The following is a 15,379-nucleotide window of genomic DNA, read 5'->3' as shown; positions in this document are numbered from 1 at the left end:
TTCCTTGCTGCGGAGCAGCAAATAACATGCTAGAGCCCATTGTTTCGTTTATTTTGCGTACTACGGAGCAGCTGGGGTACCCGGGCATAATTATTCTTATGGCCCTTGAGTCCTCGTTCTTTCCTTTCCCAAGCGAGGTCATCATCCCCCCAGCTGCTTATCTTGCCGCAAAAGGCAAGATGAACATTTGGCTTGTTATAGCTTCTGGCATTCTCGGAAGCCTTTTAGGTGCATGGTTTAATTATTATCTGGCCCTGCGTCTGGGGCGTCCGGCCCTTGAGCGCCTTATTCTGCGCTACGGTAAGTTTTTCTTCTTGCCTCCTGATCTCCTCCCAAAGATGGAACGCTTTTTTGCAGAACACGGGCACGTAAGCACCTTCGTAGGCAGACTAATTCCAGGGGTGCGCCAATACATAAGTCTTCCTGCAGGGCTTGGGCGCATGAATCTTCCTCTTTTTTCTTTTTACACAGGCCTTGGAGCAGGAATATGGGTATGTGTGCTAGCTGCTGCAGGCTACCTTCTCGGAGCTAAAGAAGAACTTCTTAAAGAATGGCTTCATCGTAGTTCTATTTTCCTAATGTTTTTTGCCCTGCTGATAGTGGCGGTTTACGTGTACTTTAAAAGACGCAAGACCATAAAAACTTAACAAGACCTTGGCAAAAACGGGATCTTAGGTCTCAACTTACCTTGAAAACGGCTTTTAATTTGAACATTTTTTCAGCAGGGAAGTGCCGGGGGATTAGCCCAGTTTCTCTGGCGATTTCTTTTAAAATGCGTTCAATGGCCTCCCAATCTTTGGCTACCAAAGTAAACCAGATGTTATAAGGGTGTTTTCTGAGATAACAATGGGTTACTTCTGGATGGGCAGCTATTTTTTGGGCTATGGCTTCGCGTTCTTCTTGAGGGGCTTTCACCGCGCAAAGAGTGGTTACGAAACCAAGCCTTAGGGAGTCAATGCTTGCACCAAAATGGCGCAAGATCCCTTGTTCTTTCAGTTTTTTAAGACGGGCAAGGGTTTCTTCTTGAGAAATTCCCACCCTTGCCCCTATTTCGCGAAATGGCTCTGACACTAAAGGGAAATCATCCTGGATGATTTCCAGGAGCTTTTTATCAAGCTCATCAAGCACTTTATACCTCTATTTTAACTACTTCGTAAACGCGCAGGCCTTTAGGGGTTTGAACTTCTACCTCGTCACCTTCTTCTTTTCCAATGAGGGCTCTTCCCAAAGGAGAAGTAACGGAAATTTTTCCGTTTTCTACGTCTGATTCATAGGGCCCAACCAGCTGATAGGTAACTTCTTCGTCGGTATCAAGGTTAAGAAGGGTAACTTTTACACCAAACTGAACCCGGCTAGGAGGGCTTTTGGGAATGTCTACTACTTCTGCACGGGCCAGGCGGTCAGAAAGCTCTTGAATACGCCCTTCAATATGGGCCTGTTTTTCTTTGGCGGCATGGTACTCGGCGTTTTCTGAAAGGTCTCCGTGAGCACGGGCTTCTTCTATGGCCTTGATGACTTTTTGCCTTTCTTGAGTTTGCAAGCGGCGCAATTCTTCGCGCAATTCTTCATAGCCTTGACGAGTCATAGGGATACGTTCCATAAGCATCCTCCACCCATGATTGTTAATTAGAACTTAATAATAAAAAAACCGCACAGTACCTGTGCGGCATCTTTTTAAAAAAATTGTAAAAGTTTTGAGTTTAAAAGAGCAAATCGAGCACAACAGCTATAAATAATACCATACTTATCGCACCGTTAAAGGTGAAAAATGAAAGATTTAGACGACTTAAATCATCTGGACTGATAACCACCCGCTGGGCGATAAATAGGCCAAGGGTAATTAAAAGCCCAGCAAAATATATCCAGGAAAGATGGGCTAAAAAGCCCACCAACACAAAAAGTCCAAAGGCTATAGCATGGAAAACCGCAGAAAATAAAAAGGCTTTTCTTTTACCAAACTTAGCAGGGATGGATTTAAGCCCAATCTTGCGGTCAAACTCTTCATCTAGGCAAGCGTAAAGGATATCAAAACCCGCTACCCAGAAAAGGACCGCCAAGCTTAATACCAGAGGAACGGTATCAAAACTCGGTTTTACAGCAATCCAGCCTGCCAGCGGGGCAAGCCCGATGGCAAGCCCTAAAAACACGTGGCAGAGCCAGGTAAAACGCTTGGTGTAAGAATAGGCAAGCACTATAACCATGGCTATGGGAGAGAGCTTAAAGGTCAGAGGATTCAGTGCTGCCGCACAAGCAAAGAAAATCCCCAAGGAAATAAGAAAGAAACACCAGGCTTCGGTTTTTTTAACAGCTCCGGTAACAAGCGGACGTTCCTTGGTGCGGGGATTTGCCGCATCAAAGGGTAGGTCCACAATGCGGTTAAACGTCATAGCTGCGGTGCGTGCACCAACCATGGCTCCCAGAATAAGCAGGCATTTTTCTGCAGAAGGCACTCCCTTAGCTGCTAAAAAAGCACCGGTAAAGGCAAAGGGTAAGGCAAAAATCGTGTGTTCAAATTTGATCATGTCAAGGAGAATACGAATCTTGCGCCACATTTAATTTATCCCCCGCCAGCGCTTAAGATTTTCCACTTCAAAGCCCAGGAATTCTAACAGGCGATTTGCAAAAAATGCTATCATTTCTTCAAGGGTTTTGGGCCGATGGTAAAAAGCCGGCATGGCCGGATAGATGATAGCACCTGCTTCACTTACAGCAAGCATGTTTTTGAGATGAATCTGGTTAAAAGGGGTCTCCCGTACCACCAGGACAAGAGGGCGCCTTTCTTTTAGCATTACGTCTGCTGCCCTGGCGATGAGGTTTTTGGCAAACCCCTGGGCTATGGCCGCCAAAGTGCCCATGGTGCAGGGGATAATCACCATGGCCTGATAGTTAGCCGAACCACTTGCAGGGGGAGCAGCAATTTCTTTTTCAAAAAAGATTTTATCCGCAAAACGCGAAAGGTCTTTCACTGATAAACCGGTCTCTAGAGGCAATACTTTTTCCCCTGCCTTGGAGATGATGATGTCGCAAGGAATGCCTTTTTGCTGCAAAAGTTCTAAGAAAGCTATGGCATAAGGGCTTCCACTTGCACCGGTGATGGCAACTAGGATTTTTTTCACGATTTTTGCTCCTTTTTAGCAGCTTCGCGGGCCAGACGGTCACAGCGTTCGTTTTCAGGGTGCCCGGCATGGCCTTCCACCCAGCGCCATTCAACCTGATGTTGGGTAGTAAGTTCGGCCAGGTGTTTCCAGAGATCCTGGTTCTTCACAGGTTTTCCGGCACTGGTGCGGAAGTTGTTCTTGACCCAACGGGGAAGCCACTTGGTGATGCCGTCTTTAACATAGCGAGAGTCGGTATAAATAACCACTTTGCAAGGTTTTTTAAGACTTTCTAAGGCTTTTATCGCTGCCAAAAGTTCCATGCGGTTGTTAGTGGTGTGGGGTTCACTTCCCGTGACGATTTTTTCTTGGCCTTGGCACTTTAAGATAGCAGCAAACCCGCCTGGCCCTGGGTTTCCCAGGCAGGCGCCGTCCACGTAAACTTCAACTTCTGGCAAGGTATTGCTTTTTTGGCCTTCAAATTCGCTAAGGATTTCAAGGCCTGCACTGGTGCCAAGGCGTTCGGCACCTGCTTCAATCAAGGCCAGGGCTTGCTTAAGAGTCCGGATGCCACCTGCAGCTTTTACTTTTATGCGGCCGTAGGCCCTTTCATGTAAAAACTTTACATCTTCTAGGGTGGCCCCTCTGGAGCCAAAACCTGTGGAAGTTTTGACATAGTCAATGCCTGCTTCTGCCAAAGTGTCCACCAGTATGGCCATTTCATCTTGATCAAGATAACCGCATTCGATGATGGCCTTGAGCACTGTTTCAGGAAGGGCGCTTCGTAACTCCTGGGCTTCACCACTTATAAATTCAAAGCGTTTTTCTTTGACCCAGCGCAAGTTGATAACAAAATCGATTTCTTGGGCTCCAAGAGCTGCCATCTCCCTTGCTTCGTAAGCCTTTACCGAGGTAATTTGAAAACCCAAGGGGAAACCTACCACCGTGCAGATTTTTACCGGAGAGTCTTTTAAAAGTTCCTTGGCCAGGGGGACAAAAGTTGGCGCTACACAAATGGCTGCTACTTCGTAGCGCCTTGCGCCTTCACAAAGTTTCTTTATATCACTGGCAGTTGCCGTGGGTGATAGTAAAGTTAAGTCGATAAATTTTGCCAAATCTTTTACGGAGGTAATTTTTCTCATGGCCAAATATTATCCCATCTTTCTTAAGATTGAGCAAAAAACTTGTGTGGTGGTTGGAGGCGGAAAGGTAGCTTGTCGCAAAATAAAAAGCCTTCTTGAGGCTGGTGCCCGGGTGCGTGTTATTGCCCCCCATGTAATAGACGAAATAGCCAAGATGGCTGAAGAGGGCCGGGTTGAGCTTCTTAAACGCCCTTACCAGAAAGGTGACCTCAAAGGGGCTGTGCTGGTATATGCTGCCACTGACGATCCCAAGGTCCAGGAAGAAGTGTTTTCCGAAGCAGAAGAGCTCGGGATCTTTTGCAACGTAGTTGATAAGCCCAGGCTTTGCTCTTTTATAGTGCCTTCTTTGGTTAAAAGAGGAAGGCTCCAGCTTGCTATTTCCACCTCTGGGGCAAGTCCTGCGCTGGCACGCCGCTTACGGGAACAATTAGAACAGGAATTTGGCCCGGAATACGAAGAATACCTTGAGCTCATGGCCAAATGGCGTGAGGAAATCCTTGCCCGGGATCTTAGCGAAGAAGAAAGGCGTCGGATTTTTGAACACCTAGTCCTTGCCCCGGTCCCTCTTTGGCTTAAACGTGGTGAGCGCCATCATGTCAAATCTTTGGCTGAAACTTTTGACCTTCCTTTTGAGGAATGATGCATTTTTTCAGCAAGACTTTTGAGCTTGCTGAGTTCTCTTTTACCGCTATTTGGGACGAAAAAGGAAGGCTTTGGCATCTTTGTTTTGGGGGGAAACCTGGCCTTCATTTTCTAAAACGTCTGAGAAAAATTTGCCCTGTTGAGGATTTTGACACCCCGCCTGAGGGCTTTACCGAGGGCCTTAATGTGGAACTTTCCCTTTACCTAGAAGGCAAGCATAAAAAGCCCCGGTATCCGGTTTTTCTTTTGGGAACTAAGTTTGAAAAAGAGGTTTGGCAAACGCTTTTAGAAATCCCTTACGGCGAGGTGCGCACTTATTCCTGGCTTGCCCAAAAAATAGGGAAACCAAAAGCCTGCCGGGCGGTGGGGGGAGCACTTGCCCGCAATCCCCTTCCTATTTTTTTCCCATGCCATCGCATTGTCAGTGAAAAAGGCCTTGGGGGCTTTAGTGCCGGCCTTCAAGTCAAAAAGAAGCTACTTTCCCTTGAAGGCGCTTTGTCAATAGATTGACGCTAGTTCTGGCTGTTTTCTTATTTCTCTTGTCCTAAAACCTTTGTACATCTTAGGTTTCCGGTCTTTTCTTTTTTTGGCACTTGCTTTGCAAAGTTTTTTTTGCGAGGAGGTTCTCATGGCAGAAAAAGACAAAAAGGCCAAAGAAGGCGAAGAGAAAAAGGGCGGCAAGAAGTTTTTAATTTTTATTATTCTGGGTGTCTTACTTCTCGCCGGTGGTGGGGCCGGTGCTTATTTTTTGCTTTTTGCCAAAAGCAGCCCCCCTCCCGAAGAGCAACCGGCCCCCGAACCACCAGAGCCAGAAGTTGGCCCCTTTCTACAACTTGATCCTTTTGTAGTGAATCTTGCAGATCCTACGGGGCACCGCTATTTGCGCGCGAAAATCACCCTTGAGTTTCGCAATGACAAGGCCTATCAGCTGGCAAACGATCGTATCCCTCAAATAAACGACGCCATTATTATGGTTCTTTCTAGCAAAACCGTAGAAGAAGTCCTTTCTCCTGAAGGAAAACTTGAGCTGCGTCTTGAGCTCATACGTAAGCTTAATGATCTCCTTGGGCCTAATACCGTAAAAAACATTTATTTCACACAGTTTGTGGTGCAGTAATGAGTGAGATCCTCTCACAGGACGAAATCGATGCCCTTTTAAGCGGGATTGACGAAGGGGCGGTGGATACCACCCCTGAGGAGCCTGCTTATAGCGAGGAGGACGTTCGTCCCTTTGATTTCAGAAACTATACCGTCTCAGCCCGGCTCAAGATGCCAGGGCTTGAGGTGGTAAACGATTATTTTGCCAGAGGCTTTCGCAGCACCCTTTCTTCTCTTTTACGTGAGGTGGTTGATATCGTAGCCCTTCCTATCAAGTTAGAGCGTTTTAAGGATTTTTTGAACCGCATTCCCGTGCCTGCTTCCCTTCATCTTTTTAAGCTTGAGCCGCTTAGGGGGCAATGCCTTTTTAATTTTGAAAGCCGTCTGGTTTTTGCCTTTGTGGAAAGATTCCTTGGGGGAAGCGGCCGTCGGATGACCCGCGTAGAAGGCCGCGAGTTCACCATTATTGAACAGAGGCTTATCAAGCGTGTGGTGGAGGCTGCTCTTCAGGAGCTGGAAAAGGCCTGGCGCGGCATCCACCCGGTAAAACCCCAATACGTGCGCAGCGAAATTAACCCCCAGTTTGCCAGGGTGATGCAGCCTGATGAAACCGTGGTGGTGTGCACCTTTAACCTTGAGCTTGAAGACTTAAAAGGCGAAGTCCTTATTTGCTATGGTCTTGGTACGCTTCAGCCTGTTAAAGCCAAGCTTTACTCGCCTTTTCAGAGCGACGAAGACGCAGATCCCTACTGGCGCCAGCAGCTCGAAGAGATCATCCGTTCGGTGGCGGTGGAACTGCTAGTGCCTTTGGGTGGAGCCGAGGTCTCTGGGCGCGAACTACTTGATCTCTCCGAGGGCGACATCATCGAGCTTGATGCCAAGATTGATGAACCCCTTCCAGTTTATATCGAAGGCATCAGAAAGATGCTGGCAGAGCTTGGTGTTTACCGGGGCCGTAAAGCCTTGCGCGTTATTGATTTTATCAAAGAGGAGTAGCTTATGTCTGATGAACTCAGGCAAGATGACATTGATGCCCTTTTAAACCAGGAAGACGCTCCCAAAGAAGAGCCTAAAGAAGACGCCGCCAAAGAAGCTGATGCTTCTTCAGAAGTTGACGTAGGAGATGCCGAGGCGGATCTCCTGGCTCAGTGGGAGGAAGCCTTACAGGAGGCCAAACAGCAAGAATCTGCCCAGCCTGAAGCCCCTCAGGAGGAATCTAAGAAAGAGCCCCCTCAGGCCTCAGAGCCTCAGTTTGAAGAGTTTCGCCCAGGAGGAAATGGAACTGAGGGGCACCCAAGCCTTGACTTTATCCTCGATATCCCCCTTGAGATTTCTGTTGAAATTGGCCGCACCAAAATGATTATCAACGATTTGTTGAAACTCTCTCAGGGTTCCATCATCGAGCTTAACAAACTTGCAGGAGAGCCTGCTGAAATTTACGTAAACAAACGCCTTATGGCACGAGGCGAGGTGGTGGTGGTAAACGACCGCTTTGCCGTGCGTCTCACTGAGATTATTTCACCGCAAGAACGCGTGAGGCAGTTGGGATCATGACAGAACTAGGCGCTTATTTTCAAGTGCTGGGGATGGTTTTTCTGCTCTGCGCAGTGCTGGTGGCCTGCCTTTGGGGAGTGCGCAGGCTTAAGGTTTCCCGGGGTAACTCTTCAGAGGAGATAAAAGTCATTGCCTACCGGGCGTTGACTCACAAGGCACAGCTGGCCTTGATAGAAGTCTTTGGCGAAAAGATGCTTCTTGGGCTAGGGGAGGGTGGCCCAAGGCTTATTCATAGGTGGAGCAAAAATGAAAAAAATAGTTAGTATTTCTTTCTTGCTAAACATTTTTGCTCCAGGCTTGGTGTTCGCCGTAACACTTCCCACGGTGCGCTTTGGGCTTGAGCAGGCCAAAGGGCCTGAGCAAATGGCCACCGTGCTTCAGATCCTTCTTTTGTTAACCATTCTTTCGGTTGCTCCGGCCCTTTTACTCATGCTTACTTCTTTTACCAGGCTGGTGATAGTTTTCTCCCTGCTGCGCCACGCCCTTGGAACCCAGCAGACACCACCTAACCAGGTGCTCATTGCCTTGGCACTTTTTCTTACCTTTTACATTATGAGCCCAGTTTTTCATAAGGTCTATAACCAGGCGGTTTCCCCCTATCTTGCTGGAGAGCTAAGCGATGAAGAGTTCTTCAAAGATGCGCTTTCACCCTTTCGGGAGTTCATGTTCAAAAACACCCGCGAAAAAGATTTGGCCCTTATGATAAAACTCTCTGGTGAGCCGCGTCCTGAAAACAAAGAAGACGTAAGCACCCTCACGCTGATTCCGGCTTTCATGATAAGTGAGTTGCGCACGGCCTTTGAGATCGGCTTTCTCCTTTACATACCCTTTTTGATTATCGACATGGTGGTGGCAAGCGTTCTCCTGTCTATGGGAATGATGATGCTACCCCCTATTATGATTTCACTTCCCATTAAGGTTTTGCTCTTCGTCTTGGTTGACGGCTGGCATCTCCTGGTGGGGTCTTTGGTTCGGAGTTTTGGGTAGGAGGAAAAAATGACAGAGAATATGGTCTTAGGACTTGCAAGACAGGCGATAGAGCTGACGCTTCTTATCTCAGCGCCTATGCTCCTTGCCGGGCTGGTCGTAGGCCTCATTATCAGCATTTTTCAGGCGGTAACCCAGATCCAGGAAATGACCCTTACCTTTGTGCCCAAGATCGTAGCGGTGCTTTTAGCTCTGCTTTTTGCGTTTCCCTGGATTATGCACAAGATGCTTACTTTCACGGCCCAAATAATCACAGGGATTCCGGGATACATTAGATGAACAACACGGAATTTTACCTAGAGCTATTGCGTTATAGTGTGGCCTTTTCCCTCATTCTGGTGAGGGTGGGCTTTTTGGTGGCTTTCATGCCTGTTTTTGGCAGCCGCATGATTCCTCTTCAGGTTAAAGCGGCCTTTGTTTTGGTGCTCTCTTTAGTGCTTACTCCTTACTGGAAGGGCCACGTTATCTTTCCGGGATCAATCTGGGAATACGGGCTTTTGGCCCTAAACGAAGCGGCGCTTGGGATATGTTTTGCCTTTTTGGTGCGTCTTATTTTTGCAGGGGTTCAGTTTGCCGGCCAGCTTCTTGGTTTTCAGATGGGATTTGGCGTGGCTAACGTGCTTGACCCTGCCACTGGTGTTCAGGCGCCAGTGCTTGCTCAATTTGCCTATCTGGTAGCACTTCTGCTCTTTTTGCTCACTGATATGCATCATTACTTTTTATTGGCCCTGGGAGAGAGCTTAAAAGTCCTTCCGCCAGGAGAGATCAAAACGCCGGCAAAAGTCTTTCTCTTCCTTACGCTTCAAGGGAAAAAGATTTTCATCCTGGGAGTAAAAGTCCTTGCTCCGGCTCTGGCTATTCTTCTTTTGATTCAGATAGCCATGGGAATTGTTTCGCGTTTTGTGCCGCAAATAAACATTATGATAGTGAGTTTTCCACTTACCATAGCGGTGGGGCTTTTCTTTTTCGGTTTGACTCTTCAAATTTTCGGCATGGTGCTTGAGCCGTCTTACCGGGAGGCGGCCAATATTTTGCCACGGTTTATCAAGGCTTTTGGGGGATAGGCTGTGCCTGATGAGAGCCTTCAAGAAAAAACAGAAGAGCCTACTCCTAGGCGACGAGAAGAAGCAAGACGCCGTGGTCAGGTAGCTAAAAGCCGCGAAGTGGCGGCGGTGGCAGTGCTTTCTGGGGGGATCCTTTCTTTTGTGATGGCTGGAAGCTATATGGTTAGCCAGTTTTTGGTGATATATCGTGAGTTTTTGTATTTCCCGCGGGGAGATCTTGACGAAAACTCCGCTTACGGCGTTTTACTGCTTGCTATAAAACTTGGTGCCAAAGTGCTTTTGCCACTTTTGGTCATTCTTTTGCCCCTAGCGTTTTTGTCCCTTTATCTACAGGTGGGAGGGGTCGCGGCCTGGGAGGCCCTTTCTCCGAAAGCAGAAAGAATCGACCCTATCAAGGGTTTTAAAAGACTTTTTTCACTGCCTTCTCTGGTTGAGTTTTTAAAGTCTGTGGCCAAGCTGGTGCTCATTAGTGTGGTGGCGTATCTGGTTATTAATTCTGAAAAAGACCTGGTGTTAAACCTTGCTACTTGTGAGCCAGAAGAGATCGGACGCACAATTTATCTGCTTGCCAGAGCCCTTTGTTTTAAGACTCTTTTGGCCCTAGCAGTGCTTGCGTTGCTTGATTTCCTCTTCCAGCGCTGGGAGACAGGGCGCCAGCTTAAGATGACCAAACAAGAACTAAAAGAAGAGCTCAAACAGACAGAAGGTGATCCCTGGGTTAAGAGCAAGATTCGCCAGATTCAGCGGGCTATGGCCCAAAAGCGCATGATGGCAGAAGTGCCCAAGGCTGACGTAGTCATCACGAACCCGGTGCACTACGCCGTGGCCCTTAAGTACGATCTGAAAGAAATGCCTGCACCTCAAGTCCTTGCCAAGGGTGAAGGCCACGTGGCTCTCAAGATAAGAGAAATCGCCGAGGAAGCCGGAGTCCCGGTGGTGGAAAACCCACCCCTTGCCCAGGCTTTATACAAAGAAGTAGAGATAGGGGATTTTATCCCTGCTGAGCTTTATCAAGCTGTGGCCGAGGTTTTGGCTTACGTTTATCGCTTGAAAGGGAAGGTTAACTAATGGCAGAGAAAGCACTTCCATTACCAAAGGGTTTAAGCTTAGACGGCACAAACTTGGCTGTAGCCGCGGGGGTAGTGGGGATTTTGACCATTATGGTCTTTCCGCTTCCCCGTTATCTCATGGATTTTCTGCTCTCTTTCAGCTTTAGTATGGCGCTTCTCATTCTCCTTATGTCCATGTACATTAAAAAGCCCCTTGATTTTTCGGCCTTCCCAGCCCTTCTTCTGGTAACCACCCTTTTCAGACTTTCATTAAACGTTGCAAGCACAAGGCTTATTTTGCTTCACGGCCACGAAGGTCCTACGGCGGCAGGAAACGTTATCAAAAGCTTTGGCCAGTTCGTGGTTGGGGGAAATTATGTTGTGGGAGCCATTGTCTTTGCCATCCTGGTAATCATCAACTTTGTGGTCATTACCAAAGGTGCCGGGCGTATTGCAGAGGTGGCGGCGCGTTTCACCCTTGATGCCATGCCTGGTAAACAAATGGCCATTGATGCCGATTTAAATGCTGGGCTTATTGACGAGGCCGAGGCCAAGAGACGCCGCGAAGAAATTGCTAAAGAGGCAGAGTTCTACGGGGCCATGGATGGTGCCAGCAAATTCGTCCGCGGTGAAGCCATTGCCGGGCTCATTATCATGGCTATCAACGTTATTGGCGGCCTTGTTATCGGTGTGGTGCAAAAAGGCCTAAGTCTCAGTGAAGCAGCTCAGAGCTATACCCTCCTTACCATTGGCGATGGCCTTGTCTCACAAATTCCAGCGCTCATCGTCTCCACCTCAGCCGGTATCATTATCAGCCGTGCGGCGGCAGAAGCCAGTATGGGTAAAGACTTTGCCAGGCAGTTTGCTACCCGGCCTGAAGCCCTTGCTTTGGCCGCGGGCATTATTTTTATCTTCGGGCTTTTGCCAGGGCTTCCTACCATGCCTTTTTCTGTGCTTGCGGCTGTTTTTGCAGCCCTTGCCTATGTGGCTTACCGTAGCCAGCAAGGGCTTTCTGCAATCGAAGAAGAAGAGGTTAAGAGACAAGAAGCCGAAGAAGCTCAGGCCCCAGAAGTAGTAGAAGAGCTTTTGGTGGTCGATATTCTTGAGCTTGAAGTGGGCTATGCCCTTATTCCCCTGGTAGATGATTCCCAGGGAGGCGATCTTCTTGAGCGCATTCGCACTATGCGGCGGCAATTTGCTCTGGAAATGGGTATCATCGTGCCTCCGCTTCATGTGCGTGACAATTTGCAACTAAAGCCTGGCGAATACGTCATTTTGATTAAAGGGGTAGAGGTTGCCCGGGCAGAGCTTATGCCAGGACACCTCCTTGCTATGGATCCCGGAGAGGTATCAAAGCGCCTTGAAGGCATTCCCACCAAAGAGCCGGCTTTCGGGCTTCCTGCTATCTGGATCCCGGAAGACAAAAAAGAAGAAGCCGAGCTTGCAGGATATACGGTGGTTGATCTCTCAACGGTAATCGTAACGCATCTTTCAGAGGTAATTAAAAGCCATGCCGAGGAGCTTTTAGGACGCCAGGAAGTACAACGCTTACTTGATGCCCTTGCCAAGCATTATCCCAAGGCTGTGGAAGAATGCTTAAACGTCGTGAACCTTGGGGTGGTGCAAAAGGTATTGCACAATTTAGTCCGTGAGCGAGTTTCTATTCGTGATCTCTTAACTATCGTGGAAACCATTGCTGACTATGGGCAAAATATCAAAGACCCAGATCTTCTTACGGAGTACGTGCGTCAGCGGCTGGCAAGGGTGATTGTCAAGCCCTATCTTGATGAAGAGGGGAAACTCCATGTTATTGCCGTGGCCGATGATATCGAAGAAGCCATAAGAAGGGCCCTTCAGCGAACAGACCAGGGAACTTTTCTTACCCTTGATCCCAGAACCGGCAGCAGGATTGTGGCTGCCTGCACCCAAGCGGCGGAAAGGCTTGCAATGCGAGGTTTTACACCGGTTTTTCTAACAGGACCTGTCTCAAGGCGGCACCTGCGTCGGCTAATTGAACGTTCATTGCCGCAAGCTGCGGTGATTTCACAGGCAGAGATTCCAGCACAGGTGCAGGTTGAAATCCATGAAACAGTGAGGCTTGCCTGATGAAGGTACAAAAATTTCGCGCCAAAACATCAGTTGAGGCTTTGGCCAAGGTAAAAGAAGCCCTGGGAGAAGACGCTGTTATCCTTGCTACCCGGCGGGTGAAAGAAGGCCGCAGCTGGCTCTATGAGATAACTGCAGCCATTGACCTTGAGCCCCCTGAACCAGAGATAAAGCCCCGGGAAAAAGAGGGTTTTTCCCTGGTGTTGCGTGAAATTGAGTCCTTAAAAGAGATCGTTCTTGGGCTTGAGGCAAGCCTCAAACCACGGGGTTCTTGGGCAGAGATTTTTTTGCAACAGGGAGTGCCAGCAAGAGTAATTAAACTTTTGGGAGGAAATGGCAACGCAAGCCGTGAGGCTTTTCTTAAAAACGCCTGTGACAGGGTGCCCCAAAAAATTGGCCCTAAAGAACTTTCGCGAACAATGGTTTTTATTGGGCAGGCAGGTGTTGGTAAGACCACCACACTTGTAAAACTTGCCGCACGCCTTACAGCCTCGGGCAAGAAAGTTGCCCTGGTTTCCCTTGATACGGTTCGGGTGGGAGCCAAAGAACAAATAAGCCGCTTTGCAGGGCTCCTTGAGCTACCGCTTTTTTTCACCCGCGTGGAAGAATTTGCCAAGGAAAAACAAAGGCTTGCTTCCTATGATTTTATTTTGGTGGACACCCCTGCCTTTGGTCCTGGTTTTTCAGAGTATTATTTAAAAGATTTGCTGGCTGACGATGAAGAAGTCTCTTTTCATTTGGTGGTAAGGGCCCCTGAGATTACTTTTGTTCTTCCTTCCCTTTGGCAAAGGTTAAAAAACCTTCCGGTGGCATCTCTTATTTTGACTCATGTGGAGGGGCTTCCTTCAGGGGGGCCTTTATTCAGTCTCTTTTTGCCAGGGCTTCCGCCGGTGAGTTTTATTTCCACTGGCGATAGGGTGCCAGAAGATTTTGAGAGACTAACTCCGAAACGTTTATTGGGACTTCTTTTGCGGAATTTAGAATTGGAGGCAAGGCATGTTACCGCTTGAAAAAGAAAAAAATAGTTTTGAAGGTCCCAGGGTATTTGCCTTTTCAAGTGGCAAAGGGGGAGTGGGGAAAACCACCCTTGCTGCTAACGTGGCGTATGCCCTTAGTTGTCACAAGAAAGTTCTTCTTTTTGATGGCGATTTGGGGCTTGCCAATGTTGATGTTTTGTTTGGATTGAGCCCACGTTTTCATATCGGAGACGTACTTGCTGGTCGTTGCGCCATTGAAGACGTAGTTGTTTGTGGCCCGGGGGGGCTCAGAATCCTTCCTGCAAGCTCTGGCCTGGTGAAACTTACCAACCTTACCGAAACACAAAAATTAGTCCTTTTAGAGGAGTTTGACCGTATTACCGCTGGTCTTGATTATGTTTTTCTTGATACCCCTGCAGGAATTTCCGAAAACGTGCTTTACTTAAACCTGGCTTCTCAGGAGCGGGTGCTTATTTGTACGCCTGAGCCCACCTCTTTAACAGACGTCTATGCTCTCATAAAAGTCCTTTTCAGGAAGCATCACATCAAACGTTTTCATTTGGTGGTTAATTTTGTCAAAAACAAGGCCCAGGCCCTTGAAATATACCGCCAGTTGTTAAGGGTGATTGAGAGATTTCTTGGCAGCATTTCGCTTAATTTTCTTGGCGGAATTCCCTTTGATCAAAAAGTTTCAGAGGCAATTCGAGCTCAGAGGCCCCTGCTTGAAATTTATCCCAACACTCCGGCAAGCAAGGCCATAAGAGAAATAGTTTTTCAACTTGCGGCTCTTGAGAGGACGTCGTTTGAGGGTGGCATTCAATTTTTTGGACGAAAAATCATGGGGGTGTGTGCATGAAAACCCAACAAATCTTGTCAAGAGAAGTTTCCGAAGAACTCAGGGAGGAGTTTCCGGAAAAAATGGATTTAAAAACGCGCAACGAACTTATTATCAAATACGCGCCGCTTATAAAGTATGTAGCTGGACGACTTGCCCTGCGTCTGCCACCAAATGTTGATATAAACGACCTAATTAGTGCCGGGGTGATGGGACTCATAGATGCCATCAACCGTTTTGACCCCAGTCGCAATATCCAGTTCAAGACCTTTGCAGAATTTCGTATCCGCGGGGCAATGCTTGATGAGCTGCGCTCCCTGGACTGGGTGCCGCGATCAGTGCGTAAAAAGGCCACCATGATAGAAAGGGCCTACCTTGAGCTTGAGCAGCAACTGGGACGACCAGCAGAAGACGAGGAAGTGGCTGAGGCCTTAGGAGTAAGCATTGAAGAGTTTCACAAAATGCTTGAAGAGACCAAAAATGTCTCTTTCATCGATATTGAAACCATTAAGAGAAAACTGCCTGATCTTAATGAAGAAGACATTTTTGACCTGATCGAAGACCCGGACCAGCCAGACCCTTTTGAAGACTGCGAACTAAAAGAAATTCGTGATTTATTGGCTGAGGCTATTGATGATCTCCCAGAAAAAGAAAAATTGGTCTTAAGCCTTTATTACTATGAGGGTCTTACCATGCGCGAAATTGGCGAAATTCTTGGCTACACCGAAAGCCGCATTTCTCAATTACACAGCAAGGCGATCAAACGTTTAAGGGCCAAGCTCAAAGGAAAAATCGGCAAAGATTACTTTGAAGAGCTTTAGGAAATACAG

The 15,379-nt window shown here is 47.9% G+C and carries 20 protein-coding genes; 15 read left to right on the top strand and 5 right to left on the bottom strand.

Going from position 1 to position 15,379, the window contains the following annotated elements; genetic code table 11:
* Positions 1–26: 26 nt before the first annotated feature.
* Complete coding sequence (locus H528_RS0102740; RefSeq protein ID WP_022852819.1) at positions 27–647, top strand: DedA family protein; 621 nt, start codon at positions 27–29, stop codon at positions 645–647.
* Positions 648–678: 31 nt separating this feature from the next.
* On the opposite strand, the gene H528_RS0102735 is transcribed toward H528_RS0102740, so the two are convergent.
* The 5 genes from H528_RS0102735 to deoC all read right to left on the bottom strand — a co-directional run bounded on the left by H528_RS0102735 (position 679) and on the right by deoC (position 4,237).
* On the bottom strand, positions 679–1,128 hold the full coding sequence (locus H528_RS0102735) for an Lrp/AsnC family transcriptional regulator (RefSeq protein WP_022852818.1): 450 nt from the start codon (positions 1,126–1,128) through the stop codon (positions 679–681).
* 1 nt (position 1,129) lies between these two features.
* Positions 1,130–1,600: a transcription elongation factor GreA gene (gene greA / locus H528_RS0102730; RefSeq protein WP_022852817.1), complete on the bottom strand. Its 471-nt coding sequence runs from the start codon at positions 1,598–1,600 to the stop codon at positions 1,130–1,132.
* A gap of 100 nt (positions 1,601–1,700) precedes the next feature.
* The gene (locus tag H528_RS0102725; protein WP_022852816.1) at positions 1,701–2,552 is read right to left on the bottom strand and encodes a 4-hydroxybenzoate octaprenyltransferase; all 852 of its coding nucleotides are present in this window, start codon (positions 2,550–2,552) and stop codon (positions 1,701–1,703) included.
* Complete coding sequence (locus tag H528_RS0102720; RefSeq protein WP_022852815.1) at positions 2,553–3,116, bottom strand: UbiX family flavin prenyltransferase; 564 nt, start codon at positions 3,114–3,116, stop codon at positions 2,553–2,555.
* On the bottom strand, positions 3,113–4,237 hold the full coding sequence (gene deoC / locus H528_RS14870; RefSeq protein WP_218969816.1) for a deoxyribose-phosphate aldolase: 1,125 nt from the start codon (positions 4,235–4,237) through the stop codon (positions 3,113–3,115). Before deoC ends, H528_RS0102720 begins: the two co-directional genes overlap by 4 nt.
* On the opposite strand from deoC, the gene H528_RS0102705 reads away from it, so the two are divergent.
* The 14 genes from H528_RS0102705 (at position 4,236) to H528_RS0102640 (ending at position 15,370) form a co-directional block, all read left to right on the top strand.
* Positions 4,236–4,877, top strand: coding sequence for a precorrin-2 dehydrogenase/sirohydrochlorin ferrochelatase family protein (locus H528_RS0102705; protein WP_022852814.1), 642 nt, complete (start codon positions 4,236–4,238; stop codon positions 4,875–4,877). The genes deoC and H528_RS0102705 overlap by 2 nt on opposite strands.
* A complete protein-coding gene (locus tag H528_RS12365) occupies positions 4,874–5,389 on the top strand; it encodes a methylated-DNA--[protein]-cysteine S-methyltransferase (RefSeq protein WP_157608082.1) in 516 nt (171 codons plus the stop codon). The genes H528_RS0102705 and H528_RS12365 overlap by 4 nt, the downstream gene beginning before the upstream one ends.
* A gap of 118 nt (positions 5,390–5,507) precedes the next feature.
* Positions 5,508–5,996, top strand: a complete 489-nt coding sequence (locus H528_RS0102695; protein WP_022852812.1) for a flagellar basal body-associated FliL family protein — start codon at positions 5,508–5,510, stop codon at positions 5,994–5,996.
* Entirely contained in the window at positions 5,996–6,973 is a 978-nt protein-coding gene (gene fliM / locus H528_RS0102690; RefSeq protein ID WP_022852811.1) for a flagellar motor switch protein FliM, read from the top strand. Before H528_RS0102695 ends, fliM begins: the two co-directional genes overlap by 1 nt.
* Positions 6,974–6,976: 3 nt before the next feature.
* On the top strand, positions 6,977–7,531 hold the full coding sequence (fliN, locus tag H528_RS0102685) for a flagellar motor switch protein FliN (RefSeq protein WP_022852810.1): 555 nt from the start codon (positions 6,977–6,979) through the stop codon (positions 7,529–7,531).
* The gene (locus H528_RS0102680) at positions 7,528–7,794 is read left to right on the top strand and encodes a FliO/MopB family protein (protein ID WP_022852809.1); all 267 of its coding nucleotides are present in this window, start codon (positions 7,528–7,530) and stop codon (positions 7,792–7,794) included. The genes fliN and H528_RS0102680 overlap by 4 nt, the downstream gene beginning before the upstream one ends.
* A complete protein-coding gene (gene fliP / locus H528_RS0102675) occupies positions 7,778–8,518 on the top strand; it encodes a flagellar type III secretion system pore protein FliP (RefSeq protein WP_022852808.1) in 741 nt (246 codons plus the stop codon). Before H528_RS0102680 ends, fliP begins: the two co-directional genes overlap by 17 nt.
* 9 nt (positions 8,519–8,527) lie before the next feature.
* Positions 8,528–8,797, top strand: coding sequence for a flagellar biosynthesis protein FliQ (fliQ, locus tag H528_RS0102670; protein ID WP_022852807.1), 270 nt, complete (start codon positions 8,528–8,530; stop codon positions 8,795–8,797).
* Positions 8,794–9,582: a flagellar biosynthetic protein FliR gene (fliR, locus tag H528_RS0102665; RefSeq protein ID WP_022852806.1), complete on the top strand. Its 789-nt coding sequence runs from the start codon at positions 8,794–8,796 to the stop codon at positions 9,580–9,582. The genes fliQ and fliR overlap by 4 nt, the downstream gene beginning before the upstream one ends.
* A gap of 3 nt (positions 9,583–9,585) precedes the next feature.
* Positions 9,586–10,650: a flagellar biosynthesis protein FlhB gene (flhB, locus tag H528_RS0102660; protein WP_022852805.1), complete on the top strand. Its 1,065-nt coding sequence runs from the start codon at positions 9,586–9,588 to the stop codon at positions 10,648–10,650.
* Positions 10,650–12,737: a flagellar biosynthesis protein FlhA gene (flhA, locus tag H528_RS0102655; RefSeq protein WP_022852804.1), complete on the top strand. Its 2,088-nt coding sequence runs from the start codon at positions 10,650–10,652 to the stop codon at positions 12,735–12,737. Before flhB ends, flhA begins: the two co-directional genes overlap by 1 nt.
* Positions 12,737–13,747, top strand: a complete 1,011-nt coding sequence (locus tag H528_RS0102650) for a flagellar biosynthesis protein FlhF (RefSeq protein WP_022852803.1) — start codon at positions 12,737–12,739, stop codon at positions 13,745–13,747. The genes flhA and H528_RS0102650 overlap by 1 nt, the downstream gene beginning before the upstream one ends.
* On the top strand, positions 13,734–14,570 hold the full coding sequence (locus tag H528_RS12360) for a MinD/ParA family protein (RefSeq protein WP_022852802.1): 837 nt from the start codon (positions 13,734–13,736) through the stop codon (positions 14,568–14,570). Before H528_RS0102650 ends, H528_RS12360 begins: the two co-directional genes overlap by 14 nt.
* Positions 14,567–15,370: a FliA/WhiG family RNA polymerase sigma factor gene (locus H528_RS0102640; protein ID WP_022852801.1), complete on the top strand. Its 804-nt coding sequence runs from the start codon at positions 14,567–14,569 to the stop codon at positions 15,368–15,370. Before H528_RS12360 ends, H528_RS0102640 begins: the two co-directional genes overlap by 4 nt.
* The last annotated feature ends 9 nt before the right edge of the window (positions 15,371–15,379 follow it).

This window comes from Thermodesulfatator atlanticus DSM 21156 (assembly GCF_000421585.1).
GTDB classification, from domain to species: Bacteria; Desulfobacterota; Thermodesulfobacteria; order Thermodesulfobacteriales; family Thermodesulfatatoraceae; genus Thermodesulfatator; species Thermodesulfatator atlanticus.
This window is presented reverse-complemented; position numbering and strand designations above follow the sequence as displayed.

Bases quoted from the DNA above. Each gene is read 5' to 3' on its own strand.
- H528_RS0102740 (WP_022852819.1), top strand. From the start codon at position 27: ATGCTAGAGCCCATTGTTTCGTTTATTTTGCGTACTACGGAGCAGCTG.
- greA (WP_022852817.1), bottom strand. From the start codon at position 1,600: ATGGAACGTATCCCTATGACTCGTCAAGGCTATGAAGAATTGCGCGAA.
- H528_RS0102725 (WP_022852816.1), bottom strand. From the start codon at position 2,552: ATGTGGCGCAAGATTCGTATTCTCCTTGACATGATCAAATTTGAACAC.
- H528_RS0102705 (WP_022852814.1), top strand. From the start codon at position 4,236: ATGGCCAAATATTATCCCATCTTTCTTAAGATTGAGCAAAAAACTTGT.
- deoC (WP_218969816.1), bottom strand. From the start codon at position 4,237: ATGAGAAAAATTACCTCCGTAAAAGATTTGGCAAAATTTATCGACTTA.
- H528_RS12365 (WP_157608082.1), top strand. From the start codon at position 4,874: ATGATGCATTTTTTCAGCAAGACTTTTGAGCTTGCTGAGTTCTCTTTT.
- H528_RS0102695 (WP_022852812.1), top strand. From the start codon at position 5,508: ATGGCAGAAAAAGACAAAAAGGCCAAAGAAGGCGAAGAGAAAAAGGGC.
- fliM (WP_022852811.1), top strand. From the start codon at position 5,996: ATGAGTGAGATCCTCTCACAGGACGAAATCGATGCCCTTTTAAGCGGG.
- fliN (WP_022852810.1), top strand. From the start codon at position 6,977: ATGTCTGATGAACTCAGGCAAGATGACATTGATGCCCTTTTAAACCAG.
- H528_RS0102680 (WP_022852809.1), top strand. From the start codon at position 7,528: ATGACAGAACTAGGCGCTTATTTTCAAGTGCTGGGGATGGTTTTTCTG.
- fliP (WP_022852808.1), top strand. From the start codon at position 7,778: ATGAAAAAAATAGTTAGTATTTCTTTCTTGCTAAACATTTTTGCTCCA.
- fliQ (WP_022852807.1), top strand. From the start codon at position 8,528: ATGACAGAGAATATGGTCTTAGGACTTGCAAGACAGGCGATAGAGCTG.
- fliR (WP_022852806.1), top strand. From the start codon at position 8,794: ATGAACAACACGGAATTTTACCTAGAGCTATTGCGTTATAGTGTGGCC.
- flhA (WP_022852804.1), top strand. From the start codon at position 10,650: ATGGCAGAGAAAGCACTTCCATTACCAAAGGGTTTAAGCTTAGACGGC.
- H528_RS0102650 (WP_022852803.1), top strand. From the start codon at position 12,737: ATGAAGGTACAAAAATTTCGCGCCAAAACATCAGTTGAGGCTTTGGCC.
- H528_RS12360 (WP_022852802.1), top strand. From the start codon at position 13,734: ATGTTACCGCTTGAAAAAGAAAAAAATAGTTTTGAAGGTCCCAGGGTA.
- H528_RS0102640 (WP_022852801.1), top strand. From the start codon at position 14,567: ATGAAAACCCAACAAATCTTGTCAAGAGAAGTTTCCGAAGAACTCAGG.